The organism is Streptomyces sp. NPDC006174 (assembly GCF_040614075.1).
Classification (GTDB): Bacteria; Actinomycetota; Actinomycetes; order Streptomycetales; family Streptomycetaceae; genus Streptomyces.
Genome location: NZ_JBEXTJ010000007.1, coordinates 430,548 through 456,496, shown reverse-complemented (window position 1 = coordinate 456,496; position 25,949 = coordinate 430,548). Strand labels below are relative to the sequence as shown.

Sequence of the window (25,949 nt, the reverse complement as noted above, 5' to 3'; positions counted from 1 at the left end):
GGGCGGCGGCCCTCTCGTCGGTACGGGGCCGGCTCAGGCGCTCTGGTCGGCCGTGGCCCGCTGCATGTAGTGGTTCCGGAACTGCGGCATCAGCTGCTGGAGCAGCTCGGTCGAGCGCGGGTGGTGCACATCGCGCCGGTCGGCCAGGTGGATGTCGAGGGTCTCGATGTTCGGGTACTGGCCCACCTCGTCCGTGTACGCGCTGAACTCCTCGTACGCGCGGTCGGCGAAGTCGTTGTCCTCCTGGGACCACTCCTCCAGCTGCGGCGCGTCCTCGGGGCCGGGTGCGGGCACGGCGGGCGGCTCCTCGTCGGCGGCCTGCTGGACGGGCTGTACGGGCTGTGCCGCCTGCTGGACGGGCTGCGCCTGCTGGACCGGCTCCGGCGTCTCCTGAGGCTCCTCGCGGCGAGGGTGCGGGACCGCGCCGATCGTGCCGACGTTGCCGAGCGGCCGGGTCCGGCCGGGGCCCAGCGGGACGGCGGCGGGCGTCGGCTCCAGGCCGTCGACGTGCTGCGGGTCGTACGCGCTCGCCTGCGGGCCCTCCGGAAGCTTCTGCGCGGCGAACCAGGGGCTGTCGTGCGTGGGCGGGACCTGCGGGTTCTCCAGCGCCTGCTGCTGGTCGAGTTGGGGCTGCTGCCGCGGTGCCGGCTGCTTCTGGAGCGACATCGGCCGAGGCTGTGGCTGGTGTTGCTGCTGCTGCGGGTGCTGCTGAGCCTGTTCCTGCTGCGGTCCCTGCGGCCCGCGCCCCTGCTCGTAGCCGTGCTCCTGCTCCTGCGCGTGTCCCTGGCTCGGCTCGCGGTCCTGCTCCCGCCGCGGTTCGTACGGCAGTTCGGGCTTCGGGGCGGGCGGCAGGAGGGCCGGCTCGATACCGGCGGCGGCGAGTCCGGCCGGCGCGGTCTCGGCGAGCGGGACGCCGTACTTCGCCAGCCGCAGCGGCATCATCGACTCGACCGGCGCCTTGCGACGCCAGTTGCGGCCGAACCGGGCCTGCAGGCGCGCCTGGTAGATCAGCCGCTCCTGTTCGAGCTTGATGACCTGTTCGTAACTGCGCAGCTCCCAGAGCTTCATGCGCCGCCACAGCTTGAACGTCGGTACGGGAGAGAGCAGCCAGCGGGTGAGGCGTACGCCCTCCATGTGCTTGTCGGCCGTGATGTCCGCGATCCGGCCCACCGCGTGGCGGGCGGCCTCCACGGAGACGACGAACAGGACCGGGATCACCGCGTGCATCGCGGTGCCGAGCGGATCGGGCCAGGAGGCGGCGCCGTTGAACGCGATGGTCGCGGCGGTCAGCAGCCACGCCGTCTGACGCAGCAACGGGAACGGGATCCGCATCCACGTCAGCAGCAGGTCCAGGGCCAGCAGCACGCAGATGCCCGCGTCGATGCCGATCGGGAAGACCAGGGAGAACTGGCCGAACCCCTTGGCCTCGGCCAGCTCGCGCACGGCCGCGTAGGAGCCCGCGAACCCGATCGCGGCGATGATCACCGCACCGGCGACGACGATCCCGATGAGTATCCGGTGCGTGCGTGTCAGCGGTATGGCGGCCACCGGCGCTCCCCTCCCCGACTTCTTCTCTCCGTCCGGCATCCGACGTCCGGCGCTGGCACAGCCTGGCACATGTGTACGAGTCGTGTTGCGCGGGGAGGGGCGGAGCCCGGCCCTCGGCGGAGGGTCGGGCTCCGGAAAACGGTGTGCGGCCTGGGAGTTCGGGGCTCCGGGCCGGCTCAGGTCACGACTTGGGCGAGGCCTCGGACTCGGGCTTGGCGCTGCCCTTCCTGTCGTCGTCCTTCGCGTCCTTCGTGGCGCCACCGGCCGACGGAGAGGCCTTCGCACTGCCGGAACCGGCGGTGGCCTCGACCTTGCCCGCCGCCTCCTCAGCCGCCTTCCGGGCGCCCTTGAGGATGTCCGCCGCGGCCGGGGTCTTCGCGCCCGCGTAGCCGGCGCCGTTGTACGTCAGGGAGAGGACGACATTGCCGGTACGTGCCACGACCGTGGCGTACTCGAAGTCCTCGTCCGTCTTGTTGACCTTGTACGTGATCGCCGTGGCCTCGTCGCCGATGCCGGGAGCGGCGGCCGCGGCGACCTTCTGCGCGCCCTCGCTCCCCTTCTCCTTGGTGACCTGCTTCGCGTAGTCCTCGGCGGCGCGCGCGGCGCCGCTGCCGAGCGACTGGTCCGAGTCGAAGCGGGTGAAGGAGACGGAGAGCCAGCGGTACTGCGAGCCCTTGACACCCTTGTCGTCCAGGCCGTTCCACGAGCAGCTGCCGCGCACCGAGAGGTCGCTGGAGCGGCCCGCCGTGCCGCCCTTCTTCTTGGCGTCGGGCACCAGGTCCTCGATCGTCTTCTTCGCGACCGAGGAGCAGGCGTCGGGCAGGTCGGTGAACTTCGCCGGCTCGACCGCGGGCTTCGTCGGCTCGGCAGCGGCGTCGGACGAGGCGGAGCCCGCGTTCTTCTTGGCGTCGGAGCCGGAGCCGGAGTCCGACGAGCAGCCGGCGGCTACGAGCATCACCGGTACGGCGGCGCAGGCGAGTATGCGGGACAGTCGCGGAGCTGATCGGTGCATGGTTCCTTCACTCGGACGGCACGGAGGTCTCGTTCGTGGTGCCACGGTACGACGGGCGGCGCCTTCGCTGCGCCTCGGTCACGGACCCGGACGACCGGCGGACCAGCCGTCCGGAGAGCCCGTACCCGGTCCTACTCGCTGATCACCTCGGCCAGCTTCTGGGCCAGTGCCTGGGCCTTGTCCTGCAGTTCCTTGCTGTCGGGCACCTTGGTGACGAGGGCCGGCTGCTCGCCGTACCGGACGGTCACGATGACGTTCGATGTGCGGAATACCACGCTCACGGTGCGGTGCTGTGCGGTGGAACCTGCCCGGGTGAGGAGATCGTCCAGAAACGCGGCGTCTCCGAGCTTGTCGAGCACGCGCGGCCGGAGGTCCTCGTCGCTGCCGCCGGACGTGCCGGGCGTGCCGGAGGGCGAGGGGCTCGCCGGACTCCGGCTGCCGTCGGGCTCCTCCGCCTCCGGGCCGGCCGGGCTCTGAGGAGTGCCCTTCTCCGGCGCCGTCCCCGGAGTGGTCCTCCCGGACAGGTCGGCCGCGTTCTCCTTCTTCACGTACAGCGCGCGGGCGCGGTCGTCGTCGCTCACGGCGGGGTCGTACGACACCACGCGCTCGAAGTCGATCGAGAGGTTCCGGGAGGAGTCCGGGGCGTCGGCCTTCCAGCTGCAGCCGACCTTGCGGTCGGTGTCGTACGTGACGGTCGGCGACCCGCGCAACGCCTTCTCCTGCTGCCGCCGGGACAGCTCGGCGACGCCCGGGAGCAGGTCCTTGAGCGTGGAGCCCGGCACGGCACGGCAGGGTGCGGGCAGGGTCCGGTACTTGCCCGGGGCGGCGGTGGTGACGGTGGGGCCGCCCGGCTTGCTGTCGGCGTCGCTCGCGCTGCCGTCGGAGCCGGCACTGCAGCCGACGGCGAGCGCTGCGAGGAGCGCGACGCCGGGTACGTACGCCATGTGTCGCACCGTCCCAGGCTCCCTTCGGTACGGAAAACATGTTGCCGCTCGGAGGCGGCCGATGGACACAATGTGTATCGCACGCGCCGCTGTGAATGCCGGTCGGCCGACCTGTTCGCCGACCTTGGCACCGGTTTTGCGCTTTCCGTCTTTTCGGGGGAATCTCGGGGGAATCGAGGAGTTATGTCGTACGTAGAGGTGCCGGGGGCGAAGGTCCCGATCCGGATGTGGACGGATCCCGCGTCCGTCGAGGACGTGGCGATGCAGCAGCTGCGGAACGTGTCCACGCTGCCGTGGATCAAGGGTCTGGCCGTCATGCCGGACGTCCACTTCGGCAAGGGCGCGACGGTCGGTTCGGTGATCGCGATGCAGGGCGCGGTCTGCCCGGCCGCGGTGGGGGTCGACATCGGCTGCGGGATGTCCGCGGTCCGGACGTCCCTGACGGCGAACGATCTTCCCGGTGACCTGTCACGGCTGCGCTCCAAGATCGAACAAGCCATTCCGGTGGGCCGCGGGATGCACGACGAGACGGTGGATCCGGGCCGGCTGCACGGGTTTCCGACGTCCGGGTGGGACGACTTCTGGGGGCGGTTCGACGGGATCGCGGAAGCGGTCAAGTTCCGTCAGGAACGTGCCACGAAGCAGATGGGAACGCTCGGATCGGGCAACCATATGATCGAGTTCTGCCTGGACAGTGACGGGAGTGTGTGGCTGATGCTGCACTCCGGCTCCCGGAACATCGGCAAGGAGCTGGCCGAGCACCACATCGGGATCGCCCAGAAGCTGCCCCACAACCAGGGAATCATCGACCGGGACCTGGCGGTGTTCATCTCGGACACTCCGCAGATGGCCGCCTACCGGAACGATCTGTACTGGGCGCAGGAGTACGCCAGGTACAACCGCGCGATCATGATGGGGCTCTTCAAGGACGTGGTCCGCAAGGAGTTCAAGAAGGCGAAGCCGGTCTTCGAGCAGGAGATCTCCTGCCACCACAACTACGTGGCGGAGGAGCGGTACGACGGAGCCGACCTGCTGGTCACCCGCAAGGGAGCGATCCGCGCCGGCTCCGGTGAGTACGGGATCATCCCCGGCTCGATGGGCACCAGCTCGTACATCGTGAAGGGCCTCGGCAACGAGAAGGCGTTCAACTCGGCCTCCCACGGCGCCGGTCGCCGGATGAGCCGGAACGCCGCCAAGCGCCGCTTCACGGTGCGCGACCTGGAGGAGCAGACGCGGGGCGTGGAGTGCCGCAAGGACTCCGGGGTCCTGGACGAGATCCCGGCCGCGTACAAGCCGATCGAGCAGGTCATGGAGCAGCAGCGGGACCTGGTCGAGGTCGTCGCGAAGCTCAAGCAGGTCATCTGCATCAAGGGCTGAGCGGCTGAGGTGAGGGACCCGTCGTCGTGGGTGGCGACGGGTCCTCACCGCTTTCCGGGCCTCTACGGGAGGGGCGGAACGTCCTCGGGGCGCCGCACCTGTCCGGTCTTCAGCCGCCAGAGCCGTACCGAGCAGGAGGCTTCGCTGCGGCCCAGCTCGGCGGCCGACGCGGTGGCGTCGTCCAGGGGCAGCAGGACGCGGTCCTCCCACGGTTTCCAGCGGCGACCGGGCGGACGGATGCTCATGGTCGCGGGACGCTCCCAGGATGCGAGGGCTGCGGCCGCCGTCCTCTTGCGGGCGAGGGAGAGGCAGCCCGGGTAGGAGAGGTGCTCGGCCAGTTGTGAACGACCCTAGGCAGCGCTTTCGGTGACCGGGCGGGTGATCGGCGCTGATCACCCGTACGAGTGGCCGACAGGGGCGGGGCGTTGCGCTCAGAGCACCCGGTGCACCTTCGTGTTGGAGGCCTGGGCCCGGGGCCGGACCACCAGGAGGTCGATGTTGACGTGGCTCGGGCGGGTGACGGCCCAGCCGATCGTGTCGGCCACGTCCTCGGCGGTCAGCGGGGCGTCGACGCCGGCGTAGACCTTGGCGGCCTTCTCGGTGTCGCCGCGGAAGCGGGTGGTGGCGAACTCGTCGGTCTTGACCATGCCGGGGGCCACCTCGATCACGCGGACCGGGGTGCCGACGATCTCCAGGCGCAGGGTCTCGGCTAGGACGTGTTCGCCGTGCTTGGCGGCCACGTAGCCGCCGCCGCCCTCGTAGGAGGAGAGCGCGGCGGTCGAGGAGATGATCACGATGGTGCCGTCGCCGCTCGCGGTGAGGGCGGGGAGCAGGGCCTGGGTGACGTTGAGGGTGCCGATGACGTTCGTCTCGTACATCTGGCGCCAGTCGGCCGGGTCGCCGGTCGCCACCGGGTCGGCGCCGAGTGCGCCGCCGGCGTTGTTGACGAGGAGGGCCAGGGAGCGGAACGCGGTGGCGAACTCGTCGACGGCCACGCGGTCGGTGACGTCCAGCGCGTACGCCGTCGCCTGGTGGCCCGCCTCGGTGAGCTCGGCGGCGAGCGCCTCGATCCGGTCCTTGCGGCGCGCGGTGAGCACGACCCGGAAGCCGGCGGCGGCCAGCGTACGGGCGGTCGCGGCGCCGATGCCGCTGCTCGCACCGGTGACGACGGCGATGGGGATGGCGGTCATGGCGGGTCTCCTCGGGCAGCTGATCGGTAACGGGGAAAGGATAGGCAGCCGTTGCCGACCCGGTACGGGTGTCCCGGGTCGGTGATACGTGAACTACATGAGCCGCGTGGGCTGTGCGGGTGGGCCAGAGCGCGTCGACTTCTTCTGTTGGTCGCTTTAGCTGTTTATGTCAGTATCTTCCGGTCATGGGACTGACGCTTAGAGGACCGCTGATGCCGCTGTCCGCCGTCGCGGCGATCGCGGCGACGACCGTACTGGTGGCGGCCGGACCGGCCGCCTCGGGCACCACCGCCACCCCGCTGCCCGCCCCCGCGCCCCGGGCCGACCTCTCCCACCACGGGTACGTCTCCCTCTGGGACGACCGCGTCGAGATCCGGATCCGGAGCGAGAACCGCGGACCCTCCGATGTGACCGCCTCGACCGTGCGGCTGCGCTTCTCCACGCCGCCGGCCGTGAACCAGGAGCTGCCGTACGGCTGTCTGCGGGCCGGAAAGGCCACCGTGCTCTGCGAGACGGGCGGGCTGCGCTCCGGTGGCGGGGCCCTGCAGACCGCGCTCGACCTGACGCTGGCGGACGGCCCGGACGAGGTCGTCGTACGGCTGGACACCGTCTGGAACGGCGGGGCGCGGGACACCGACCGCAAGAACGACGCGCACGAGGTGCTCGCGCCCGCCACCGGGGACGCGTACGCCTTCTGAGCCGGTGCGCCTCCGGCTACGCCGCCGCGTCGCCGAACTCCCGTACCGCATCGGCGACGATCGTCTCCAGGTGGCCGTGGTGCGCGCCGCGCCAGTACACCCGGGCGCACGCCGTGCACTGCGCGAACACGTCGTACGCCTGCTGCGTACCGTGCTCCAGCCGGTCGCTCACCGCGTGCTTGTCCGCGTCCGCCAGCGTGCCGTTGCAGGCGGTGCAGCGGGTCCACGGGGCGAGGGCCGGAGCGAAGCGGCCGAGGATGTCGCGGAGCTGCTCCTGCGGCCGGTCGCTGTAGACGTACGCCCCGGCCCAGATCTCCCGACGGCGCAGCAGTCCGCGGTCCCGCGAGAGCAGGACGCGCCGCTCGCGCGCGGAGAGGGCGGCGAGCGCGGGGTCGCCGATGTCCTCGCTCTCGTACGCCGCGTCCACGCCGAGGAGCCGCAACCTGCGCGCCAGCGTGCCGAGATGGACGTCGAGGAGGAAGCGGAGAGGTGCGCCGGGGACCTGTTGAGGGCGCTCTACGGCCTGTACGTGGATGTGTTCGTCCGGGCCCGGGATGTGCGAGCGGCCCGCCGGAGCGCCGTTCACCAGGAGCGTGCCGGCCTCGGTGAGCGGGATGCCGAGGGATTCGATGACATGGCCGAGCGTGGAGACGCCGTCGGTGGTGAGCGGTGTGCGGCCTTGCCGGCGCTCGTGCGGGACGAAGAGCCGCAGCTCAGGCGCTACTTCGAGGGTGATCTCGGGTCCGTTCACCCGGTCAGGATGCCACCGGTGCGGTGCGGGCTGCCAGGGAATTGGGGCTTACGGAGGTGGCGCGGCGAACGCCGTCGGCGGCACGCCCACCGTGGCGGTGAAGTCCCGTACGAGGTGGGCCTGGTCGCTGTAGCCGAGGTCGGCCGCCAGCCGCGCCCAGTCCACCGCCGGATCGGACTCGGCGCGCTCCAGGGCCTCGTGGACGCGGTAGCGGAGGATGACCCACTTCGGGCCCACGCCGACGTACGCGGAGAAGAGCCGCTGCAAGGAGCGCGGCGAGAGGCCCGCGTCCCGGGCGAGTGCTCCGGCCCGGCGCACCGAGCGGTCCGTACGCACCCGGTCGACCAGCTCCATCGCCAGCGTGGCCTGCGGGTCCGGCCGCGGCTCCAGAGCGAGCAGACAGGCGTCCAGCGCGGCGACCCGGTCGTCCTCGTCGGCCGGGTCCAGGACCGCGCCGACGGACGGTGGCGTACGGAGCACCTCGGCGGCGGCGGTCCGGCGTCCGGTCAGGTCGCTCAGGGCGTGCTCCGGCGCGAACGGGCGGAATCCGCCGGGCCGGAACTGCACTCCGCAGACCCGGCCGCGCCCGGTCAGCTTCTGCGTGAAGAGCCCGAGGCCGATGCCCGCCACCTCGGCGTACCCGGCGCGCTCGCGGGCGCTCTCGCCGTCCTCGTACCGCTGCACGACGAGGTTGACCGACGGGTGCGGGACGACGTGGGCGGCGTACGGCTGGTCGAGGTCCCAGTCGATGAGCCAGTAGTGCTCCAGGTACGGGCGGAGCGCGGCGGCGGGCTCGCGGCGGCGGAAGTGGACGCGCGTGAACAGGTCCGGGGCGTCGACGATGCCCCGGGTGTCGCGGCGAGGTCCGGCGGCCATGACATCGATCCTAGGTACGCCGTGGCGGGCTGTCGCGTTTGTTCAAGACGCGGGCGGTCCGGAGGAGGAGCGTGGGACGCATGACACAGAAGATCAGTGAACTGCTGGAAGCCGCCGCGGGCCGGGCCCTGCCCGTCGTGCGGAACATTGACGACGCGCAGCTGGACCTCCGTACGCCGTGCGCGGAGTACGACGTACGGGCGCTGCTGAACCACCTGTTCCTGGTGGTCGTGAACTTCCAGGCTCTCGCGGCCCGCAAGGAGGCGGATTTCGGCCATCAGCCGGAGTTCGTGACGGGTGACTGGCGGGCCAGGTTCGGTGCGGAGACCGCCCGGCTGGTGGCGGCGTGGGACGCGCCGGGTGCCGAGGAGGGCACGGCCGGACAGATGGGCTTGCCGGCCCGGACGGTGGGGCTGATGGTGCTGGGCGATCTGACCGTGCACGCGTGGGACCTGGCGCGGGCGACGGGCGGTGCGTTCGTGCCGGACCCGGCCGTGGTCGAGGAGGTGGGACCGGGCCTGGCGGCCCTGGCGCCGCAGGCCCGGCAGATGAAGGTGTTCGGCGAGCCGTTCCCGGTGGGGGCGGGGGCTACGGCTTTCGACCGGGTGCTGGCGGTGACGGGGCGGAATCCGGGGTGGCGGCCGGGGGCCGAGGCGTAGACGGGTGCGGTGGGCGGTGGGCGGTCGATCAGGCTTCGGCCACATCTTTGGCGCGAATCGACCGTCTGTCCGCCACATCGCCGGCGCGAATCGACCGTCCGTCCGTCGGGAGACCGGGCGCTGTCAAGGCCACACCAGGCAGTACGCCTGGTGTCCCGCGTCATGGAGCCGGTGCGAGAAGTCCTGCCACTCGTGGAGCAGCTGGTAGACGTTGAACGCGTCGCGCGGGCCGCCGCGGTCGGGGACCGTGGACCAGATGAAGGCCGCCGCGCCGACGGACTCCTCGCCGACGCCGCGCAGCGGGTCGACGACGGTCATGGGGAGCTTGACGACCGCGTAGTCGGGGTGGAGGACGACCAGCTCCAGCGGCGGGACCTTGTGCAGGGGTATGCCCTGGATTCCGGTCAGGACCATGGCGGCCACCGTCTCCGGCTTGATCTTGGTGAACATGCCGCCCATGCCCAGCTCGTCGCCGCCCAGTTCCTCCGGGCGCATCGAAATGGGCACGCGTGCCGCGGTCGCCCCGTCCGGAGCGCCGAAGTACTTGTAGGTCACCCCCATCCCGCCACTGCTCCTGCTTCCGGGAAGCGGTGTGCTCTCCGCGCCCCTGCTGCCCTGTGCGCGCTCGGCCCTTCGCCGGTGCCGCCCTCGCCGGACAGGCTCGGGCCCCAGGTCGTCGGTCCCTTCGCCCACTCCGCCACCGCGATGCATATCTCATCCACCCGACTACTTCTTAGGAGACACAGCCCCGGCCGCGCAACCCGATCATCGTGTCAGTGACCTCCCCCACGGGCGTGCGGTGAAACACCTGTCCGCAAGACCGTCCGTGCCTCTGACACCATGGCATGTGTGAGCTTTCCCTATGTCGCCCCAGTTTCGCAGACGTGAGGGTGCCGACGCTCTTCCGTGATACGAGGGGAGCGCGCTGACTGCTCACCGGTGGCCGGGATTACCTTGGATTCTCCGGCCCGGCCTCCCGACACCCGAATCGCAGATCAGGACCAAAGTGGCGTATTCATACGAAGCCCCAGTTTCGCAGTCGCTGTTCGACCGGGCGTCCGTCGTGACGCCCGGCGGCGTGAACTCACCCGTGCGTGCCTTCCGGGCCGTGGGCGGTACGCCCCGGTTCATGGTGTCCGGCACCGGTCCGTACCTCACCGATGCCGACGGCAGGGAGTACGTCGACCTCGTCTGCTCGTGGGGGCCGATGATTCTCGGCCACTCCCACCCCGAGGTCATCGCCGCCGTCCAGGAAGCGGTCTCGCGGGGCACCTCCTTCGGTACGCCGGGTGAGGGCGAGGTCGCGCTGGCCGAGGAGATCGTGGCGCGGATCGAGCCCGTCGAGCAGGTGCGCCTGGTCTCGTCCGGCACCGAGGCGACGATGTCGGCGATCCGGCTGGCGCGAGGCTTCACCGGCCGGGCCAAGGTCGTGAAGTTCGCCGGCTGCTACCACGGCCACGTGGACGCGCTGCTGGCCGCCGCCGGCTCGGGCCTGGCCACCTTCGGGCTGCCCGACACTCCGGGCGTCACCGGCGCCACGGCCGGCGACACCGTCGTGCTGCCGTACAACGACCTGGACGCGGTGCGGGCCGCCTTCGCCGCGCACCCCGGCGAGATCGCCTGCGTGATCACCGAGGCCTCGCCCGGCAACATGGGCGTCGTCCCGCCCGCCGACGGCTTCAACGCCGGACTCAAGGAGCTGTGCGCGGCCGACGGCGCCCTGTACATCTCCGACGAGGTCATGACGGGCTTCCGTACGTCGAAGGCCGGCTGGTACGGCGTCGACGGCGTCCGCCCGGACCTGATGACCTTCGGCAAGGTCATGGGCGGTGGCTTCCCGGCCGCGGCCTTCGGCGGCCGCGCCGACGTGATGGCGCACCTGGCCCCGGCCGGCCCGGTCTACCAGGCGGGCACGCTCTCCGGGAACCCGGTCGCCACCGCCGCGGGCCTCGCGCAGCTGCGGCTGCTCGACGACGCCGCGTACGCGAAGATCGACGCGGTCTCCGCCGAACTGCGCTCCCTCGTAGGTGACGCGTTCACCAAGGAAGGCGTCGCGCACACCGTGTCGTCGGCGAGCAACATGTTCTCGGTCTTCTTCACGGACCGGCCGGTGCGCAACTACGAGGACGCGAAGAAGCAGGAGTCCTTCCGCTTCACCGCCTTCTTCCACTCGATGCTGGAACAGGGCGTCTACCTGCCGCCGTCCGCCTTCGAGTCCTGGTTCGTCTCCACCGCCCACGACGAGCAGGCCGTCGAGCGGATCGCCGCCGCCCTGCCCGCCGCCGCCCGTGCCGCATCGGAGGCCACCGCATGAGCGAGAACGCGAGCCGCAAGGACATCACCGTGGTGCACCTCATGCGTCACGGCGAGGTCGACAACCCGGACGGTGTGCTGTACGGCCGGCGCTCCGGCTACCACCTCTCCGAGCTGGGCCGGCAGATGGCCGACCGGGTCGCCGACCACCTGGAGAAGCGCGACATCACCCACGTCGTCGCCTCTCCGCTGGAGCGCGCCCAGGAGACCGCCGGGCCGGTCGCCAAGACGCACGGCCTGGACCTGGCCACCGACGCGCGGCTCATCGAGGCCGGCAACGTCTTCGAGGGCAAGACCTTCGGCGTCGGCGACGGTGCGCTGCGCAGGCCGGACAACTGGAAGCACCTCACCAACCCGTTCCGGCCGTCCTGGGGTGAGCCGTACGTCGAGCAGGTCGTGCGCATGATGGGCGCGCTGGACGCGGCCAAGGACGCGGCGCGCGGCCACGAGGCGGTCTGCGTCAGCCACCAGCTGCCGATCTGGATCGTCCGCTCGTTCGTGGAGCGCCGGCGGCTCTGGCACGACCCGCGCAAGCGCCAGTGCACGCTGGCCTCGCTGACCAGCTTCACCTATCAGGGTGACCGGATCGTCTCCGTCGGCTACTCGGAGCCGGCCCGGGATCTGGTGCCCGCGCATCTGCTGGCCGGGGCGAAGCCGGTGAAGGGCAAGTCGAAGGCCTTCGGCGCGTAACCGCTCCGTACGCCGTGAACATACGGGACCGACCGCCACCGCGGTCGGTCCCGTTCTTCGTGAGAGGTGGCGGTGCGTTAGGTTAGGTTAGGGGGCCTTCTGGGCCGAGGCCGCCCGTACCGGCACGCCGCTCGTCGAGGAGCTCGACGACGACCCCGGCCACCGGGCCGTCACCTTCCTGTGGCGCGGCCACCGCGCCACCCGCCGGGTCCTCCTGATGGCCCGCGGCATCACCGACCGCGACCGGCTCGCCGACTCGCTGCTGCACCGGCTGCCGGACACCGACATCTGGTACCTCGGCCACCGGCTGCGCGCCGACGACCGCGGCTCCTACCGGATGGTGGCCGACATCTCCTCCGGGCCCGCTCCCGCCGATCCGGTGCTGCTCCAGCGACGGCTGCTGGCGCTGCGCGCGCACGCCGGCGCCGATCCGCTCAACCCGGCCCGGATACCGGCCCGTTGGCGCGACGCGCAGGACTCGGTCTTCGCGCTGCCGAAGGCCCCGCCGCAGCCGTGGACCGGCCGCCGTGCCGCCATCGCGCGCTCCACCGTCGAGCGGCACGCCGTCGCGGCCGGTGCGCTCGGCGCCGAGCGGGACGTGTGGGTCTATCTGCCGCCGGACGCCGTCCCGTACCGGCCGGCGCGCGAGCCCGGAGAGCGGGACGGCCGGCGGCTGCCGCTGCTGGTGCTCTGCGACGGCGACATGTGGTTCGACCGGCACGGCCTCAAGGACACGCTGGACGCGCTGATCGCCGACGGCGTCCTCCCGCCGCTCGCCGTCCTCGCCCCGGACGCCGTCGGCACCGCCACGCGCCGGCTGGAGCTGGGCGGACGGGAGAGTTACGTCTCCTTCCTGGCCGACGAGGTGGTGCCGTGGGCGAGTGCCCGGTGGCCGCTGACCGCGCGGGCGGACCGGACGGTGGTGGCCGGTCAGGGGCTCGGCGGGATGACCGCGCTGTACGCCGGTCTCACCCGGCCCGAGCGGTTCGGCGCGGTCCTCGCGCAGTCGCCGTCGCTGTGGTGGCGGCCGGGCCTGGTGCCCGGGGCCGCGGCGCCGGACGCGGTCGGGACGCCGTGGCCGGCCACGCTCGCCGCCGGACTCCGCGACGGGCTGCCGGCCGGAGGGACCGGGGCGCGCGGGGCCGTCGTCCACTTCGATGTCGGGCTGCACGAAGGCGTGCTGGCCGAACACACCGAGGCACTGGGGGCGGTGCTCCGAGCCCGGGGCCACCGGGTCACCCGCAACCTCCACAACGGCGGTCACGACCACGCCTGCTGGCGCGGGTTCCTGGCGGACGCGCTGGTGGAGCTCATGGGTACCGGCCTTGACGTGGACGCGGCAGATTTCCAGGGTGGAACGGGTCCGGCCCGCTGTCCGGCCGAGCGCTCCGCAGCGCTGACCAAAAGCCCCGCCAGAAGGTAAAGCGTAAAGAAAGTCCCCAATTGCACGGAACCGTCGCGTCGCTCAAGGCCTCTCACTGTCCAGCAGTTTGTATGGCCTTGAGATAAAACGACCGCAGATGGGGACGACATGCGCGACATCAATCGAAGGGGACTGCTCGGCGCGGGGCTCGGCACGGCGGCGGCGGTCTCACTCGCCGGCTGCGGCTTCTCCAGTTCCTCCGGCTCGGCGGAAGGCGGCGGTGACAAGGGTGACACCGGCGCCGGCGGCAAGGGCGAGGCCGGCAGCGGCGGCAACAGCGGAAACGGTTCGCCGAAGGAGAAGGTCCGGCTGATCGGCGACGGCTCCACCGCCGACACCGGAAAGCAGCCCCGCCAGCCCGCCGCGCCCGTCCCGCTCGAACCCGGCCAGACGCCGCCGCAGTTCGTGATCTTTTCCTGGGACGGGGCGGGCGAGGTCGGCAACGGGCTCTTCCCGCGTTTTCTGAAACTGGCGAAAGATCACGACGCCGCGATGACCTTCTTCCTCTCCGGGCTGTATCTGCTGCCCGAGTCGAAGAAATCCCTCTACCGTCCTCCGAACAACCCGCGCGGCGCCTCCGACATCGGCTATCTCACCGATGACCACGTGAAGGACACGCTCACGTACGTACGCCAGGCCTGGCTGGACGGCCACGAGATCGGCACGCACTTCAACGGGCATTTCTGCGGCGGCTCCGGATCCGTCGAACGCTGGACGCCCGCGCAATGGCGGAGCGAGATCGATCAGGCTGTGTCCTTCGTCACGGAATGGCGGACCAACACCGGCTGGGAGAACGAGGACCCGCTGCCGTTCGACTACCGAAAGGAGTTGATCGGCGGCCGCACCCCCTGTCTGCTCGGCCAGGACAATCTCCTGCCGACCGCGAGCAAACTCGGCTGGCGCTACGACGCCAGCTCGCCCGGCGGCCGCCAGACCTGGCCCGTCAAGCGCGGCGGCGTCTGGGATCTGCCGCTCCAGGCCATGCCGTTCCCGGGCCACTCCTTCGAGGTCCTCTCCATGGACTACAACATCCTCGCCAACCAGTCGCAGAATTCGACCAAGGGCATGCCGTCGCGTTATCCGGGCTGGCGCAAGCAGGCCACCGGCGCGTACATGAACGGTTTCGAGCGCGCCTACACGACGAATCGCGCGCCCTTCTTCATCGGCAACCACTTCGAACAGTGGAACGGCGGCATCTATATGGACGCCGTGGAAGAAGTGATCAAGAAGACGGCCGGTAAGAAGGATGTGCGGCTCGTCTCCTTCCGGCAGTTCGTCGACTGGCTCGACGTGCAGGATCCCGCCGTCCTCGCCAAGCTCCGCGCGCTGGAGGTCGGACAGGCGCCCGCAGGTGGCTGGAACTCCTTCTTTAAACAGGCTTGACAAGGGGCTTTACGGGCAGCGAGGGGGGTGCGGGAGATCGGCGGAACTGCCATGCGAAACTTTTCACATGAGCTTTGGCCGCGCGTCCCGACGCCGCTTCACCCTGCTCGCCGCCACCGCCGTGGCCGGTGCCCTGACGCTGACCGCGTGCGGGGACGGCAACAAGGCCCAGGGCGGCGGCAACACCAACTTCGTCACCGGCAAGGGAGGCATCTCCACGGTCGCGAAGGAGGAGCGCCCGGACGCGCCGAAGCTCCAGGGTGAGAGCCTGGACGGCACGCCGCTCGACCTCGCCGACTACAAGGGCAAGGTCGTCGTGCTCAACGTCTGGGGCTCCTGGTGCGGCCCCTGCCGGCTGGAGGCGAAGTACTTCGCCAAGGTCTCCGAGGAGACCGCCGACCAGGGCGTGCAGTTCCTCGGCATCAACACCAGGGACGCGCAGAAGGACCCCGCGATCAACTTCGAGAAGGACTACGGGGTCACCTACCCGAGCTTCTTCGACCCGATCGGCAAGCTCATGCTCCGCTTCCCCAAGGGCACCGTGAACCCGAAGGCCATCCCGTCCACCGTGGTGATCGACCGGGACGGGAAGATCGCGGCCCGCACGCTCCAGCCGCTGGACGCCGAGCAGCTGCACGAGATGATCGACCCGATCATCGCGGAGAAGTGACCCGGTGATCCCGCTCGCCGCGCACCACGACACGCTCACGCTGGCCTCGTACAACGACACCGTCGTCAGCGGGGCCCTGCTGCTGGCCGTGCCGATCGCCCTGCTGGCCGGGCTCGTCTCCTTCTTCTCGCCGTGCGTCCTGCCGCTCGTCCCCGGCTATCTGAGTTACGTCACCGGGGTCAGCGGCACCGATCTGGCCGAGGCCCGGCGTGGCCGCGTGGTGGCGGGCGCCTCGCTCTTCGTCCTCGGCTTCACCGCCGTGTTCGCCTCCACCGGAGCGCTCTTCGGCTACTTCGGCGACGAGCTCCAGCTGCACTCCGAGGTGCTCAACAAGGTCCTCGGCGGACTGATGATCCTCATGGGCATCTTCTTCATGGGGCTCCTGCCGGGCGTGACGCAGCGCGAGTTCCGCCTCCACAAGCGGCCGGTGGCCGGGCTGGCCGGCGCGCCGGTGCTCGGCGCGCTGTTCGGGATCGGCTGGACGCCGTGCATCGGCCCGACGCTCTCCTCGGTGCTGTTCCTCTCCGCCGAGAGCGCCACCGCCGGACGCGGCGCGATACTGACCGTCGCGTACTGTCTCGGACTCGGTGTCCCGTTCATCCTGGCCGCGGTCGCCTTCCGCAAGGCGCTCGGCGCGTTCGGCTGGGTCAAGCGCCACTACGCCTGGGTCATGCGGATCGGCGGCGGCATGATGATCGTGACCGGACTCCTGCTGCTGACGGGCGTGTGGGCGACGCTCATGCAGCAGATGCAGACCTGGTCCAGCGGCTTCGTTGTGGGGATCTGAGTTCATGAGCAAGGCGAACAGCAGCACGGACACCGGCGCTCGTGGCGAAGCCGCCGAGACCGAGACGGCGGCCGACCGCGAACAGCGCCGCGTCGACGACGCGGCCGGCGAGCGGCTCTCCACCGCGCCCCGCGAGGAGCGCCCCGAGACCGAATCCGCCAACGGCACCGGACTGCCCGCCATGGGCGTGGTCGGCTGGATCCGCTGGTTCTGGCGCCAGCTCACCTCGATGCGGGTCGCGCTGATCCTGCTCTTCCTGCTCTCCCTCGGCGCCATCCCCGGCTCGCTGATCCCGCAGACCAGCGTGGACGACCTGAAGGTCCAGAACTTCAAGGACCAGCACACCACCCTCACGCCGATCTACGAGAAGCTCCAGCTCTTCGACGTCTACAGCTCGGTGTGGTTCTCCGCGATCTACATCCTGCTGTTCGTCTCGCTCATCGGCTGCATCGTGCCGCGCACCGGCCAGTTCGTCGGCCAGCTCCGCAGCCGTCCGCCCGGCGCCCCGAAACGGCTGACCCGGCTGCCCGCGTACACCACCTGGCGCACCGAGGCCGAGCCCGAGCAGGTCCGCGAGGCGGCGCTCGGCGTGCTCGGCAAGCGGCGGTTCCGCGCGCACACGGTGGGCGACGCGGTCGCCGCCGAGAAGGGCTACCTCCGCGAGGCCGGGAACCTGGTCTTCCACATCGCGCTCATCGTGATGCTGGTGGCCTTCGCCGCCGGCCAGCTCTTCAAGTCCGAGGGCGGCAAGCTGGTCGTGGAGGGCGACGGCTTCGCCAACACGCTCACCCAGTACGACGACTTCAAGTCCGGCTCGCTCTACGACTCCGACACGCTGGCGCCTTTCAGCTTCGTCCTGGACGACTTCGTCGGTACGTACGAGGAGAGCGGCCCGCAGCGCGGCACGCCGCGCACCTTCGAGGCCCGCGTGAGGTACGCCGAGGGCGCCGACGGGCCCGAGCGCAAGAGCGTCATCCGCGTCAACGAACCGCTCGTCGTGGACGGCACCAAGGTCTATCTCATCGCTCACGGCTACGCGCCGGTCGTCACCGTCCGGGACGGCAGGGGCAAGGTCGTCTCGCGGAGCTCCGTACCGCTGCTGCCGATCGACAACAACATCACCTCCACCGGCGCGATCAAGGTGATGGACGGCTACCGCGACAGACACGGCGTCAAGACGCAGCTCGGCTTCAAGGCCTTCTTCGTGCCGACCTTCGCGGGCCACGGCAAGGGCCAGATGTTCTCGCAGTTCCCCGGCGCCGAGTTCCCGGTGCTGGCACTGAGCGCCTACAGCGGCTCCCTCGGCGTGGACTCCGGGCTGCCGCAGAACGTCTACCAGCTCGACACGTCCAAGATGAAGGAGTTCAAGGACGAGAACGGCGAGCTGCTCAAGAAGATGCTGCGTCCCGGCGAGAAGCTGGACCTGGCCGACGGCGAGGGCTCGATCACCTTCGAGGGCATCGAGGAGTGGGCCAGCTTCCAGATCTCGCAGCAGCCGGGCAACGGCCTCGCGCTCGGCGGTGCCATCGCCGCCATCGCCGGACTCGCCGCCTCGCTCTTCATCCAGCGCCGCCGGGTCTGGGTCCGGGCGGTCCGGGGCGCGGACGGGGTGACCGTCGTGGAGATGGCGGGCCTCGGCCGCAGCGAGTCCGCGAAGCTGCCGGAGGAGCTGGGCGACCTCGCGGCCGCCCTGGTCACGACGGCGCCGGTCGCGCCGGAGAAACCTGACGCCCCGGGAAAACCTGACGCGCCGGAGGAACCTGGCGCGAACGAGGCCGGGAGCCGGCCCGTACACCCTGCTGAAGCACCTGCCGAAGGGGCTGAGAAGTGAATCTCGCCGCCGCAACCAACGAGAGCCTGGCGCACACCAGCAATGTGCTGATCTATTCGTCGATGGCCGTCTACACGCTGGCCTTCTTCGCGCACATCGCGGAGTGGGTCCTCGGCAGCCGCAGCAAGGTCGGCCGCACGGCCGCCGCGCTGTCCGGCCCCGCGGCCGGTGCCTCCGCCCCGGCGGTCGTCACCCAGGCCGGCTCCACCGCCGTACTGGAGCGGCCGAAGGTCGTCACCCGCTCCGCCGCCGGCACCCGCGATGTGCCGGACGGTCCCGGCGCCGCGGGCGGCACGTTCAAGGGCGACCTGTGGGGCCGGATCGCGGTCTCGCTGACCGTGGTGGCCTTCGCCGTGGAGGCGGGCGGCGTCATCACCCGCGCGCTCTCCGTGCAGCGGGCGCCGTGGGCCAACATGTACGAGTTCTCCATCACCTTCTCCACCGTGGCGGTCGGCTCGTACCTGGTGCTGCTCGCACTGAAGAAGAACGTCCGCTGGATCGGCCTGCCGCTGGTCACCACGGTCCTGCTGGACCTCGGCATCGCGGTCACCACGCTCTACACCGACAGCGACCAGCTGGTGCCCGCGCTGCACTCGTACTGGCTGTGGATCCACGTCTCGACCGCGATCATCTGCGGCGCCGTCTTCTACCTCGGCGCGGTCGGCACGGTGCTCTACCTCTTCCGCGACAGCTACGAGAACAAGCTCGCCTCCGGTGGTACGCCGGGCAAGTTCGCGACCTCCGTCATGGAGCGGCTGCCGTCCGCGTCGTCGCTGGACAAGTTCGCGTACCGGATCAACGCGGCGGTCTTCCCGCTCTGGACGTTCACGATCATCGCGGGCGCGATCTGGGCGGGCGACGCCTGGGGGCGCTACTGGGGCTGGGACCCCAAGGAGGTCTGGTCCTTCATCACCTGGGTCGCCTACGCCGCCTACCTGCACGCCCGCGCCACGGCCGGCTGGAAGGGCCGCAAGGCCGCCTACCTGGCGCTGGTCGCCTTCGCCTGCTGGCTGTTCAACTACTACGGCGTGAACATCTTCGTCACCGGCCTGCACTCGTACGCCGGGGTCTGAGACCGCGTACGTACGAAGGCGCCCCGGGTCTTGGCCCGGGGCGCCTTCGTACGTCGTCAGCTCAGCGGCGTGTCCAGGACCGCCTTGCGGTGGCTGAACGTCTCCAGCGAGTACCGGCCGTGGTAGCTGCCCATGCCGCTCTCGCCGACGCCGCCGAACGGCAGGTCCGAGACGGTCAGCTGGGCCAGCGGCAGCCCGATGCCGACGCCGCCGGACGACGTCTCGGCCAGCAGCCGGTCCCGTACGGCGGCGGAGTCGGTGAAGGCGTACAGCGCCAGCGGCTTGTCCCGGTCGTTGATGAAGGCGATCGCCTCGTCCAGGCCGTCCACCGTGACCAGCGGCAGGATCGGGCCGAAGATCTCCTCGCCCATCACCGGCGCGTCCGGCACGACGTCGGCCAGCACGGTCGGCGCGATGTACTTGGTGTCGCGGTCGTGCGCTCCGCCGGTCACCGTACGGCCGGAGTCCAGCAGGCCGGTCAGCCGGTCGAAGTGACGCTCGTTCACGATCCGCCCGTACTCCGGGTGCTCGGCCGGGTCCGCACCGAACAGCCCTTCCACCGCGGCCGCCAGCGCCTCCGCGAGGGCCGGAGCGGTCTCCGGGTCGGTCAGCACGTAGTCCGGGGCCACACAGGTCTGTCCGGCGTTGAGGAACTTGCCGGAGGCGAGCCGTCCCGCCACCGCCTTCAGGTCCGTACCGCGGTCCACGAAGGCCGGCGACTTGCCGCCGAGCTCCAGCGTGACCGGCGTGAGGTGCTTGGCGGCGGCGGCCATGACGATCCGGCCGACCTTGCCGTTGCCGGTGTAGAAGATGTGGTCGAAGCGCTGTTCCAGCAGGGCCGTGGTCTCCTCGACCGCGCCTTCGACGACGCCGACCGCCTCCGTGTCCAGGTACTCCGGCAACAGCCGCGCCACGGCGGCGGAGGTGGCGGGCGCCAGCTCGCTCGGCTTGACGACCACGCAGTTCCCGGAGGCCAGCGCGCCGACGACCGGTGCGAGCAGCAGCTGCACCGGGTAGTTCCAGGGCGCGATGACCAGGACGGTGCCGAGCGGGTCGAGCACGGTGTGCGCGGTGGCTCCGGTGGGCGCGAGATGCGGCGGTACGGGGGCGGGCTCGGGCCGCAGCCAGTCGGCGAGGTGCTCCAGCGTGTGGTCGATCTCCCGGACCGTGAAGTCGATCTCGGTCCGGTACGCCTCCTTGCGGCTCTTGCCCAGGTCGGCGCGGAGCGCGTCCGCGAGGTCGTCGCCGTGTTCGGTGAGCAGGGCGCGCAGCCGCTCCAGCTGGCCGGTGCGCCAGGTGAGGTCCTTGGTGCGGCCGGTGCGGAAGGTGGCACGGAGGCGGGCGACGAGCTCGGCAGGGGTCTCGGTGGGGGTCTGGGACATGTGGGGGCTCCTCAAGAGGGTCACGCGTGCTCCTGAAGAGGGGCGCGTGCGTTACCCCTTCGAGGATGGCCGACGCCACCCCGCTGACGCGTCCACCGCGCCGGTCGGAAACATCACCCCTGCCGCGAGGAATAGTCCGTCAGGACGTGGGCGGGGTCTTGTCGTCGGGGCCCGTACCGCCGTCGCGGCGCCTGAGCTCCTCCTCGGCCTTGGCCTTCTCGGACTCGGTCTCTGCCGCGGCAGCCTCGGCCTTCTTGTCGTCCTTGTCGTCCTTGAGGGACTTCAGGAAGTCGGGGTTGTCGTCCGGAGCCACCCACTGCTGCCGCCTGCCCGGCTGCCACGAGGAGAGCCCCGCGCCTCCGGCCGCGCTGTGCCGCACCTTGCCGGCGAAGAGCCAGCCGATCGAACCGACGACCCAGAACAGCAGGATGATGAAGACCCAGGCGATCTTGGGCAGATGCTTGGTGTCCTCCTCCGGGGTGTTCAGGCAGTCGATGAAGGCGTAGATCATCAGCGCCAGCGGCAGGATGAACATCAGGGCTCTCATGGCGCGTCCCCCAGTGGAGCGGGCGGCGGGGCTCGGTGTTTCCCCGGTGTCGCCGCCAGGGTACCGGCTGGCCGCCGGCAATCCCGGGCCCGGAGCCGGGGGAGCCCCGACGGGGGCGCGGAGGCGGGGATGACAAACTGGACCGCATGGCTTACGACGATCTCCGCTCCCTGCTCCGGGCTCTTGAACGCGATGGTGATCTCAAGCGCGTCAAGGCCGAGGTCGATCCTCACCTGGAGGTCGGCGAGATCGTCGACCGGGTGAACAAGGCGGGCGGCCCCGCCCTGCTCTTCGAGAACGTCAAGGGCTCCTCGATGCCCCTGGCCATGAACGTCTTCGGCACCGACCGGCGCCTGCTCAAGGCGCTCGGGCTGAAGTCGTACAGCGACATCAGCGACAAGATCGGCGGGCTGCTCAAGCCGGAGCTGCCGCAGGGCTTCGTCGGCGTACGGGAGGCCTTCGGCAAGCTCGGCTCGATGGTCCACGTACCGCCGAAGAAGGTGAAGTCGGACGACGCGCCGGTCCAGGAAGTCGTGCTGAAGGGCGACGAGGTCGACCTGGAGCAGCTGCCCGCGCTCTTCACCTGGCCCGGCGACGGCGGCTCCTTCTTCAACCTGGGCCTCACACACACCAAGCACCCGGAGACCGGCGTCCGGAACCTGGGCCTCTACCGGCTCCAGCGCCACGACAAGCGCACGATCGGGATGCACTGGCAGATCCACAAGGACTCGGCCAACCACTACCAGGTCGCCGCCCGGCGCGGTGAGCGGCTGCCGGTCGCCATCGCCTTCGGCGCACCGCCCGCCGTCACGTACGCCTCCACCGCGCCGCTGCCCGGCGACATCGACGAGTACCTCTTCGCCGGGTTCGTCCAGGGCAAGCGGATCGAGATGGTCGACTGCAAGACCGTGCCGCTCCAGGTGCCGGCGCAGGCCGAGGTCGTCATCGAGGGCTGGCTGGAGCCGGGCGAGATGCTGCCGGAGGGCCCGTTCGGGGACCACACCGGCTTCTACACGCCGCAGGAACCGTTCCCCGCACTGACCATCGACTGCGTCACCATGCGGAAGCGGCCGCTGCTCCAGTCCATCGTGGTGGGCCGGCCGCCGACCGAGGACGGGCCGCTGGGCCGGGCCACGGAGCGGTTCTTCCTGCCGCTGCTGAAGATCATCGTGCCGGACATCGTGGACTACCACCTGCCCGAGGCCGGCGGCTTCCACAACTGCGCGATCGTCTCGATCGACAAGAAGTACCCGAAGCACGCGCAGAAGGTGATGAGCGCGATCTGGGGCGCGCACATGATGTCGCTGACCAAGCTGATCGTGGTCGTCGACTCCGACTGCGACGTCCACGATCTGCACGAGGTCGCCTGGCGGGCGCTCGGCAACACCGACTACGCCCGGGACCTCACCGTCACCGAGGGCCCGGTCGACCACCTGGACCACGCCTCCTACCAGCAGTTCTGGGGCGGCAAGGCCGGCATCGACGCCACCAGGAAGCTGCCCACCGAGGGCTACACCCGGGACGGCGGCTGGCCGGAGATGGTCGAGTCCGACCCGGAGACGGCGGCGAAGGTCGACCGCCGCTGGAAGGAGTACGGGCTGTGAGCAGCGCGGCAGAGGCGGCGGCGTCCGTGCCCGGGTCCGCGCCGTCGGGCAGCAAGGTGAGGTCCTTCCTGCGGCTGGTGATGATCGAGCACTCGGTCTTCGCACTGCCTTTCGCGTACATCGCCGCGCTGACCGCGATGTTCCAGCTGGACGGCACGATCCACTGGGGCGTCCTGCTGCTCGTCACGCTCGCGATGGTGGGGCTGCGGACCTTCGCGATGGCCGCCAACCGGATCATCGACCGGGAGATCGACGCCCGTAACCCGCGCACGGCGGGCCGCGAGCTGGTCACCGGCGCGGTTTCGGTGAGGTCGGCGTGGACCGGTGCGCTCGTCGCGCTCGCCGTCTTCCTGGGCGCCGCCGCGCTGCTCAACCCGCTCTGCCTGATGCTGGCGCCGCTCGCGGTGGTGCCGATGGTGGTCTATCCGTACGGCAAGCGGTTCACGAACTTCCCGCACGCCATCCTGGGACTCGCGCAGGCCATCGGGCCGATCGGCGCCTGGCTCGCGGTGACCGGCAGCTGGTCGTGGGACGCGGTGATCCTGGGGCTGGCCGTCGGCATCTGGATCGGCGGCTTCGACCTGATCTTCGCCTGCCAGGACGTCCAGGCCGACCGGGCCCACGGCGTGCTCTCCTTCCCGGCGCGCTTCGGTATCCCGGCGGCGCTCTGGGGCGCGCGGGTCTGCCATGTGGTGACCACCGGACTGCTGGTCTGGTTCGGCCTGGCGACGGACGCCGAGGTCTTCTACTGGATCGGCATGGTGATCGTCGCGGTGGCGTTCGTCTACGAGCACCGCGTCGTGCGGCCGCACGACCTGTCCCGGCTGAACCGCGCCTTCTTCTCCGTCAACGGCTTCATCGGCATGGCGCTCTTCGCCTGCGCGCTGCTCGACCTGCTGGTGCGCGGCCTGACTCCGTAAGGCTCCGGCGGTCTTTACACCCGTAAAAACCCGTGGCTCAGACCGTGACCAGGTTGTCCGGGCCGCGGCGCGCGGGCGGCCGGCGGAAGAAGAAGGCCGCCGCCACGCCGCCTATCAGCCCGAAGAGGTGGCCCTGCCAGCTGACGCCCGAGTCGGTCGGCAGTACGCCCCAGAGCAGCGAGCCGTAGACCACGGCGACGCCGATGCCTATCAGGACGTCCCAGGGCCGCCGGTCCACGAAGCCCCGGATCAGCAGATAGCCCAGCAGCCCGAAGACGACACCGGAGGCGCCGAGCGTCACGGTGAAGGCGGGAGCGGTCAGCCAGACGCCTGTGCCGCTGATCAGGATGATCGTCACGACGACGGCGGCGAATCTGCGCAGCCCGCCGAGCGCGGCGATGAAGCCGAGGACCAGCAGCGGAACGCTGTTGGAGGCGACGTGCTCCCAGCCGCTGTGCAGGAACGCGGCCGGTATCACGTCACGCAGCTCGGCCACCTCGCGCGGGCTGATGCCGTAGGTGTCGAGTGCGTGGCCGGTCGCCACGTCGATCCCTTCGAGGATCCACAGCAGCGCGACCCAGCCCACCATCAGGATGCCGGCCGTGAGCGCTCGTGCGCTGCCGGTCGTGGTGGATCCGGTGGTGCGGTCGGTGCTCCAGTGATCGCCCATGGTCTGCCCCTGCCCCCCGGTTGCCCGTCATCCGTTGAACGTCCGGGGCCGCCGCCCGGTTCCGGGTGCGGGGTGCCGGGGCGTGCCGGATAGGCTCGCAGATGTGGAATCCGGGACTTCAGTGACTCATCAGCAGCGGCGGCCTTGGATTGTCGGGGTGTCCGGTGCTTCGGGGACCCCGTTCGCGGCCGCCGTCCTACGCGGCCTGCTGGCGGGCGGCGAGAGCGTGGACCTGGTGGTGAGCCGGGCCTCGCGGCTCACCCTGCTGGACGAGACCGGCATCGCGTTCCGGGACGGGCACTGGCGCGATGACCTGCGCTGTTGGCTGGAACGTGGCGCCGACGGGAAGCCGGACGCCTTCGCGGTGCGCGATGCGGAGCTGGAGCGCGTACGGCACTGGCCGGCCGGTGATCTGGCCGCCGGGCCGTCGTCCGGGTCGTACCCGGCGAAGGGGATGCTCATCGTGCCGGCCTCGACGGCCTGCGTGGCCGGAGTGGCGCTCGGGCTGTCGAAGGATCTGCTCCAGCGGGCCGCGAGCGTGACGCTCAAGGAGCGCCGGCCGCTCGTCGTCGCGGTGCGCGAGACGCCGCTGAGCGGCCAGACGCTGAAGCAGATGGTGGCCCTGGACGAGGCGGGCGCGATCGTGCTGCCCGCCTCTCCGGCGTTCTACGCGGGCGCGACGCACATCCAGGACCTGGTGGACTTCGTCGCGGGGCGGGTGCTGGACGCGGCCGGGGTGGAACACCGGCTGTACCGCCGCTGGGAGGGAGAGCTCGGTGGCGGCTCCCGCAGCCCGGAGGACTGAGCGGACCGAAAGGTCCCGGTCAGCGCTTCTTGGTGGTGCGCGGGGCGCGGGTCTTGTCGACGCGGTGCGCGGCGGCGGGCTGGTGGGCACGCGAGCGGTTGGCCAGGTCCTGCAGCTCGCGCATCCGGGCGTGGGCCATCTCGATCGTGTACACGGTGAAGTTCACTCCTGAAGATTCGAAAGCGTTTCTTGGATGTTCTAGAAGATTTGCAGGGTGTGGGCCCTGCATGCCTTAGATTCTACACGTAGACTCGCGGTACTGCTGAACAATGGAAGGTTTCAGTCACATGGACGCGGTGGACAGGCAGCTCATCCAGGCCCTCAGAGAGAACGGCAGGGCCTCGTACGCCGAGCTGGGACGGCTCGTCGGGCTCTCCGGGCCCAGCGTCACCGACCGCATCAACCGGCTGGAAACCGCCGGTGTCATCACCGGCTACCGCGCCACCGTCGACTCGGCCTCGCTCGGCCTCGGCGTCACCGCGCTGATCGGCATCTCGCTCTCGGACGCCGCCGACCACGAGGACGTGGCGCACCGGCTGAAGGACCTCGCGGAGATCGAGGACTGCTGGTTCATCGCCGGCGACGACTCGTACATGCTCAAGGTCCGGGTCGGTGACGTGGACGGCCTGGAGAAGACGATCCGGCGCCTGAGCGGTACGAAGGGCGTCTCGCGGACCCGTACCACGATCGTGCTCTCCACCAAGTGGGAGAACCGGGTCGGGGAACTTCCGGAGGAGTCGTAGGCGCGGAGCGCCGTAAAGGGGGCCCCTCCCGCCCGAAGGGTGGGGGAGTACGG

Annotated in this window: 26 protein-coding genes and 1 pseudogene; 15 read left to right on the top strand and 12 right to left on the bottom strand. The window is 70.6% G+C overall.

Annotation, left to right across the window (positions count from 1 at the left end):
- Window positions 1-33 precede the first annotated feature (33 nt).
- The 3 genes from ABZ267_RS19265 to ABZ267_RS19255 form a co-directional block, all read right to left on the bottom strand.
- Complete coding sequence (locus ABZ267_RS19265) at window positions 34-1,548, bottom strand: DUF2637 domain-containing protein (RefSeq protein ID WP_356746698.1); 1,515 nt, start codon at window positions 1,546-1,548, stop codon at window positions 34-36.
- A gap of 181 nt (window positions 1,549-1,729) precedes the next feature.
- On the bottom strand, window positions 1,730-2,560 hold the full coding sequence (locus ABZ267_RS19260) for a DUF3558 domain-containing protein (protein ID WP_356746697.1): 831 nt from the start codon (window positions 2,558-2,560) through the stop codon (window positions 1,730-1,732).
- A 131-nt stretch (window positions 2,561-2,691) separates the two neighbouring features.
- On the bottom strand, window positions 2,692-3,504 hold the full coding sequence (locus tag ABZ267_RS19255; protein ID WP_356746696.1) for a DUF3558 domain-containing protein: 813 nt from the start codon (window positions 3,502-3,504) through the stop codon (window positions 2,692-2,694).
- A gap of 183 nt (window positions 3,505-3,687) precedes the next feature.
- Between ABZ267_RS19255 and ABZ267_RS19250 the strand changes: the two genes are divergently transcribed.
- Entirely contained in the window at window positions 3,688-4,881 is a 1,194-nt protein-coding gene (locus ABZ267_RS19250) for an RtcB family protein (protein ID WP_356746695.1), read from the top strand.
- A 62-nt stretch (window positions 4,882-4,943) separates the two neighbouring features.
- Here ABZ267_RS19250 and ABZ267_RS19245 read toward each other — a convergent pair whose 3' ends face one another.
- The gene (locus tag ABZ267_RS19245) at window positions 4,944-5,126 is read right to left on the bottom strand and encodes a hypothetical protein (protein WP_356746694.1); all 183 of its coding nucleotides are present in this window, start codon (window positions 5,124-5,126) and stop codon (window positions 4,944-4,946) included.
- A 186-nt stretch (window positions 5,127-5,312) separates the two neighbouring features.
- On the bottom strand, window positions 5,313-6,071 hold the full coding sequence (locus tag ABZ267_RS19240; RefSeq protein WP_356746693.1) for an SDR family oxidoreductase: 759 nt from the start codon (window positions 6,069-6,071) through the stop codon (window positions 5,313-5,315).
- A 212-nt stretch (window positions 6,072-6,283) separates the two neighbouring features.
- Between ABZ267_RS19240 and ABZ267_RS19235 the strand changes: the two genes are divergently transcribed.
- Entirely contained in the window at window positions 6,284-6,769 is a 486-nt protein-coding gene (locus tag ABZ267_RS19235; RefSeq protein WP_356746742.1) for a hypothetical protein, read from the top strand.
- 16 nt (window positions 6,770-6,785) lie between these two features.
- Here the strand turns inward: ABZ267_RS19235 and ABZ267_RS19230 are convergent, their stop codons facing one another.
- Window positions 6,786-7,520, bottom strand: a complete 735-nt coding sequence (locus tag ABZ267_RS19230) for a Mut7-C RNAse domain-containing protein (protein WP_356746692.1) — start codon at window positions 7,518-7,520, stop codon at window positions 6,786-6,788.
- Between the two features lie 48 nt (window positions 7,521-7,568).
- Window positions 7,569-8,396, bottom strand: coding sequence for a helix-turn-helix domain-containing protein (locus ABZ267_RS19225; protein WP_356746691.1), 828 nt, complete (start codon window positions 8,394-8,396; stop codon window positions 7,569-7,571).
- A gap of 80 nt (window positions 8,397-8,476) precedes the next feature.
- Between ABZ267_RS19225 and ABZ267_RS19220 the strand changes: the two genes are divergently transcribed.
- On the top strand, window positions 8,477-9,055 hold the full coding sequence (locus ABZ267_RS19220; RefSeq protein WP_356746690.1) for a TIGR03086 family metal-binding protein: 579 nt from the start codon (window positions 8,477-8,479) through the stop codon (window positions 9,053-9,055).
- A gap of 123 nt (window positions 9,056-9,178) precedes the next feature.
- On the opposite strand, the gene ABZ267_RS19215 is transcribed toward ABZ267_RS19220, so the two are convergent.
- On the bottom strand, window positions 9,179-9,616 hold the full coding sequence (locus ABZ267_RS19215; RefSeq protein ID WP_003968390.1) for a hypothetical protein: 438 nt from the start codon (window positions 9,614-9,616) through the stop codon (window positions 9,179-9,181).
- Between the two features lie 445 nt (window positions 9,617-10,061).
- On the opposite strand from ABZ267_RS19215, the gene hemL reads away from it, so the two are divergent.
- The 8 genes and pseudogenes from hemL (at window position 10,062) to ccsB (ending at window position 19,225) form a co-directional block, all read left to right on the top strand.
- The gene (hemL, locus tag ABZ267_RS19210) at window positions 10,062-11,369 is read left to right on the top strand and encodes a glutamate-1-semialdehyde 2,1-aminomutase (RefSeq protein ID WP_356746689.1); all 1,308 of its coding nucleotides are present in this window, start codon (window positions 10,062-10,064) and stop codon (window positions 11,367-11,369) included.
- Window positions 11,366-12,058 (top strand): histidine phosphatase family protein, encoded by a 693-nt coding sequence (locus tag ABZ267_RS19205; RefSeq protein ID WP_356746688.1) that lies wholly within the window; start codon window positions 11,366-11,368, stop codon window positions 12,056-12,058. The genes hemL and ABZ267_RS19205 overlap by 4 nt, the downstream gene beginning before the upstream one ends.
- A 106-nt stretch (window positions 12,059-12,164) precedes the next feature.
- Window positions 12,165-13,481: pseudogene (gene fes / locus ABZ267_RS19200) on the top strand (enterochelin esterase); the annotation flags it as partial.
- Between the two features lie 108 nt (window positions 13,482-13,589).
- The gene (locus ABZ267_RS19195; RefSeq protein ID WP_356746687.1) at window positions 13,590-14,864 is read left to right on the top strand and encodes a hypothetical protein; all 1,275 of its coding nucleotides are present in this window, start codon (window positions 13,590-13,592) and stop codon (window positions 14,862-14,864) included.
- Window positions 14,865-14,931: 67 nt separating this feature from the next.
- Complete coding sequence (locus tag ABZ267_RS19190; RefSeq protein ID WP_356746686.1) at window positions 14,932-15,534, top strand: TlpA disulfide reductase family protein; 603 nt, start codon at window positions 14,932-14,934, stop codon at window positions 15,532-15,534.
- Between the two features lie 4 nt (window positions 15,535-15,538).
- Complete coding sequence (locus ABZ267_RS19185; RefSeq protein WP_356746685.1) at window positions 15,539-16,321, top strand: cytochrome c biogenesis protein CcdA; 783 nt, start codon at window positions 15,539-15,541, stop codon at window positions 16,319-16,321.
- A 4-nt stretch (window positions 16,322-16,325) separates the two neighbouring features.
- On the top strand, window positions 16,326-18,152 hold the full coding sequence (locus ABZ267_RS19180) for a cytochrome c biogenesis protein ResB (protein WP_356746684.1): 1,827 nt from the start codon (window positions 16,326-16,328) through the stop codon (window positions 18,150-18,152).
- The gene (ccsB, locus tag ABZ267_RS19175) at window positions 18,149-19,225 is read left to right on the top strand and encodes a c-type cytochrome biogenesis protein CcsB (protein WP_356746683.1); all 1,077 of its coding nucleotides are present in this window, start codon (window positions 18,149-18,151) and stop codon (window positions 19,223-19,225) included. The genes ABZ267_RS19180 and ccsB overlap by 4 nt, the downstream gene beginning before the upstream one ends.
- A 56-nt stretch (window positions 19,226-19,281) precedes the next feature.
- On the opposite strand, the gene ABZ267_RS19170 is transcribed toward ccsB, so the two are convergent.
- Both ABZ267_RS19170 and ABZ267_RS19165 read right to left on the bottom strand, forming a co-directional pair.
- Complete coding sequence (locus ABZ267_RS19170; protein WP_356746682.1) at window positions 19,282-20,607, bottom strand: aldehyde dehydrogenase family protein; 1,326 nt, start codon at window positions 20,605-20,607, stop codon at window positions 19,282-19,284.
- A 139-nt stretch (window positions 20,608-20,746) separates the two neighbouring features.
- On the bottom strand, window positions 20,747-21,142 hold the full coding sequence (locus ABZ267_RS19165; RefSeq protein WP_356746741.1) for a PLD nuclease N-terminal domain-containing protein: 396 nt from the start codon (window positions 21,140-21,142) through the stop codon (window positions 20,747-20,749).
- Between the two features lie 158 nt (window positions 21,143-21,300).
- Here ABZ267_RS19165 and ABZ267_RS19160 point away from each other — a divergent pair, with 158 nt between their 5' ends.
- On the top strand, window positions 21,301-22,758 hold the full coding sequence (locus ABZ267_RS19160) for a menaquinone biosynthesis decarboxylase (RefSeq protein ID WP_356746681.1): 1,458 nt from the start codon (window positions 21,301-21,303) through the stop codon (window positions 22,756-22,758).
- On the top strand, window positions 22,755-23,678 hold the full coding sequence (gene mqnP / locus ABZ267_RS19155; protein ID WP_356746680.1) for a menaquinone biosynthesis prenyltransferase MqnP: 924 nt from the start codon (window positions 22,755-22,757) through the stop codon (window positions 23,676-23,678). The genes ABZ267_RS19160 and mqnP overlap by 4 nt, the downstream gene beginning before the upstream one ends.
- 37 nt (window positions 23,679-23,715) lie before the next feature.
- Here the strand turns inward: mqnP and ABZ267_RS19150 are convergent, their stop codons facing one another.
- The gene (locus tag ABZ267_RS19150) at window positions 23,716-24,348 is read right to left on the bottom strand and encodes a rhomboid family intramembrane serine protease (RefSeq protein ID WP_356746679.1); all 633 of its coding nucleotides are present in this window, start codon (window positions 24,346-24,348) and stop codon (window positions 23,716-23,718) included.
- Between the two features lie 121 nt (window positions 24,349-24,469).
- Here ABZ267_RS19150 and ABZ267_RS19145 point away from each other — a divergent pair, with 121 nt between their 5' ends.
- Window positions 24,470-25,153, top strand: coding sequence for a UbiX family flavin prenyltransferase (locus tag ABZ267_RS19145; RefSeq protein ID WP_356746678.1), 684 nt, complete (start codon window positions 24,470-24,472; stop codon window positions 25,151-25,153).
- A gap of 19 nt (window positions 25,154-25,172) precedes the next feature.
- Here ABZ267_RS19145 and ABZ267_RS19140 read toward each other — a convergent pair whose 3' ends face one another.
- Window positions 25,173-25,319 (bottom strand): hypothetical protein, encoded by a 147-nt coding sequence (locus tag ABZ267_RS19140; RefSeq protein WP_356746744.1) that lies wholly within the window; start codon window positions 25,317-25,319, stop codon window positions 25,173-25,175.
- A gap of 121 nt (window positions 25,320-25,440) precedes the next feature.
- Here ABZ267_RS19140 and ABZ267_RS19135 point away from each other — a divergent pair, with 121 nt between their 5' ends.
- Window positions 25,441-25,896: an Lrp/AsnC family transcriptional regulator gene (locus ABZ267_RS19135; RefSeq protein WP_030803885.1), complete on the top strand. Its 456-nt coding sequence runs from the start codon at window positions 25,441-25,443 to the stop codon at window positions 25,894-25,896.
- Window positions 25,897-25,949: the final 53 nt, after the last annotated feature.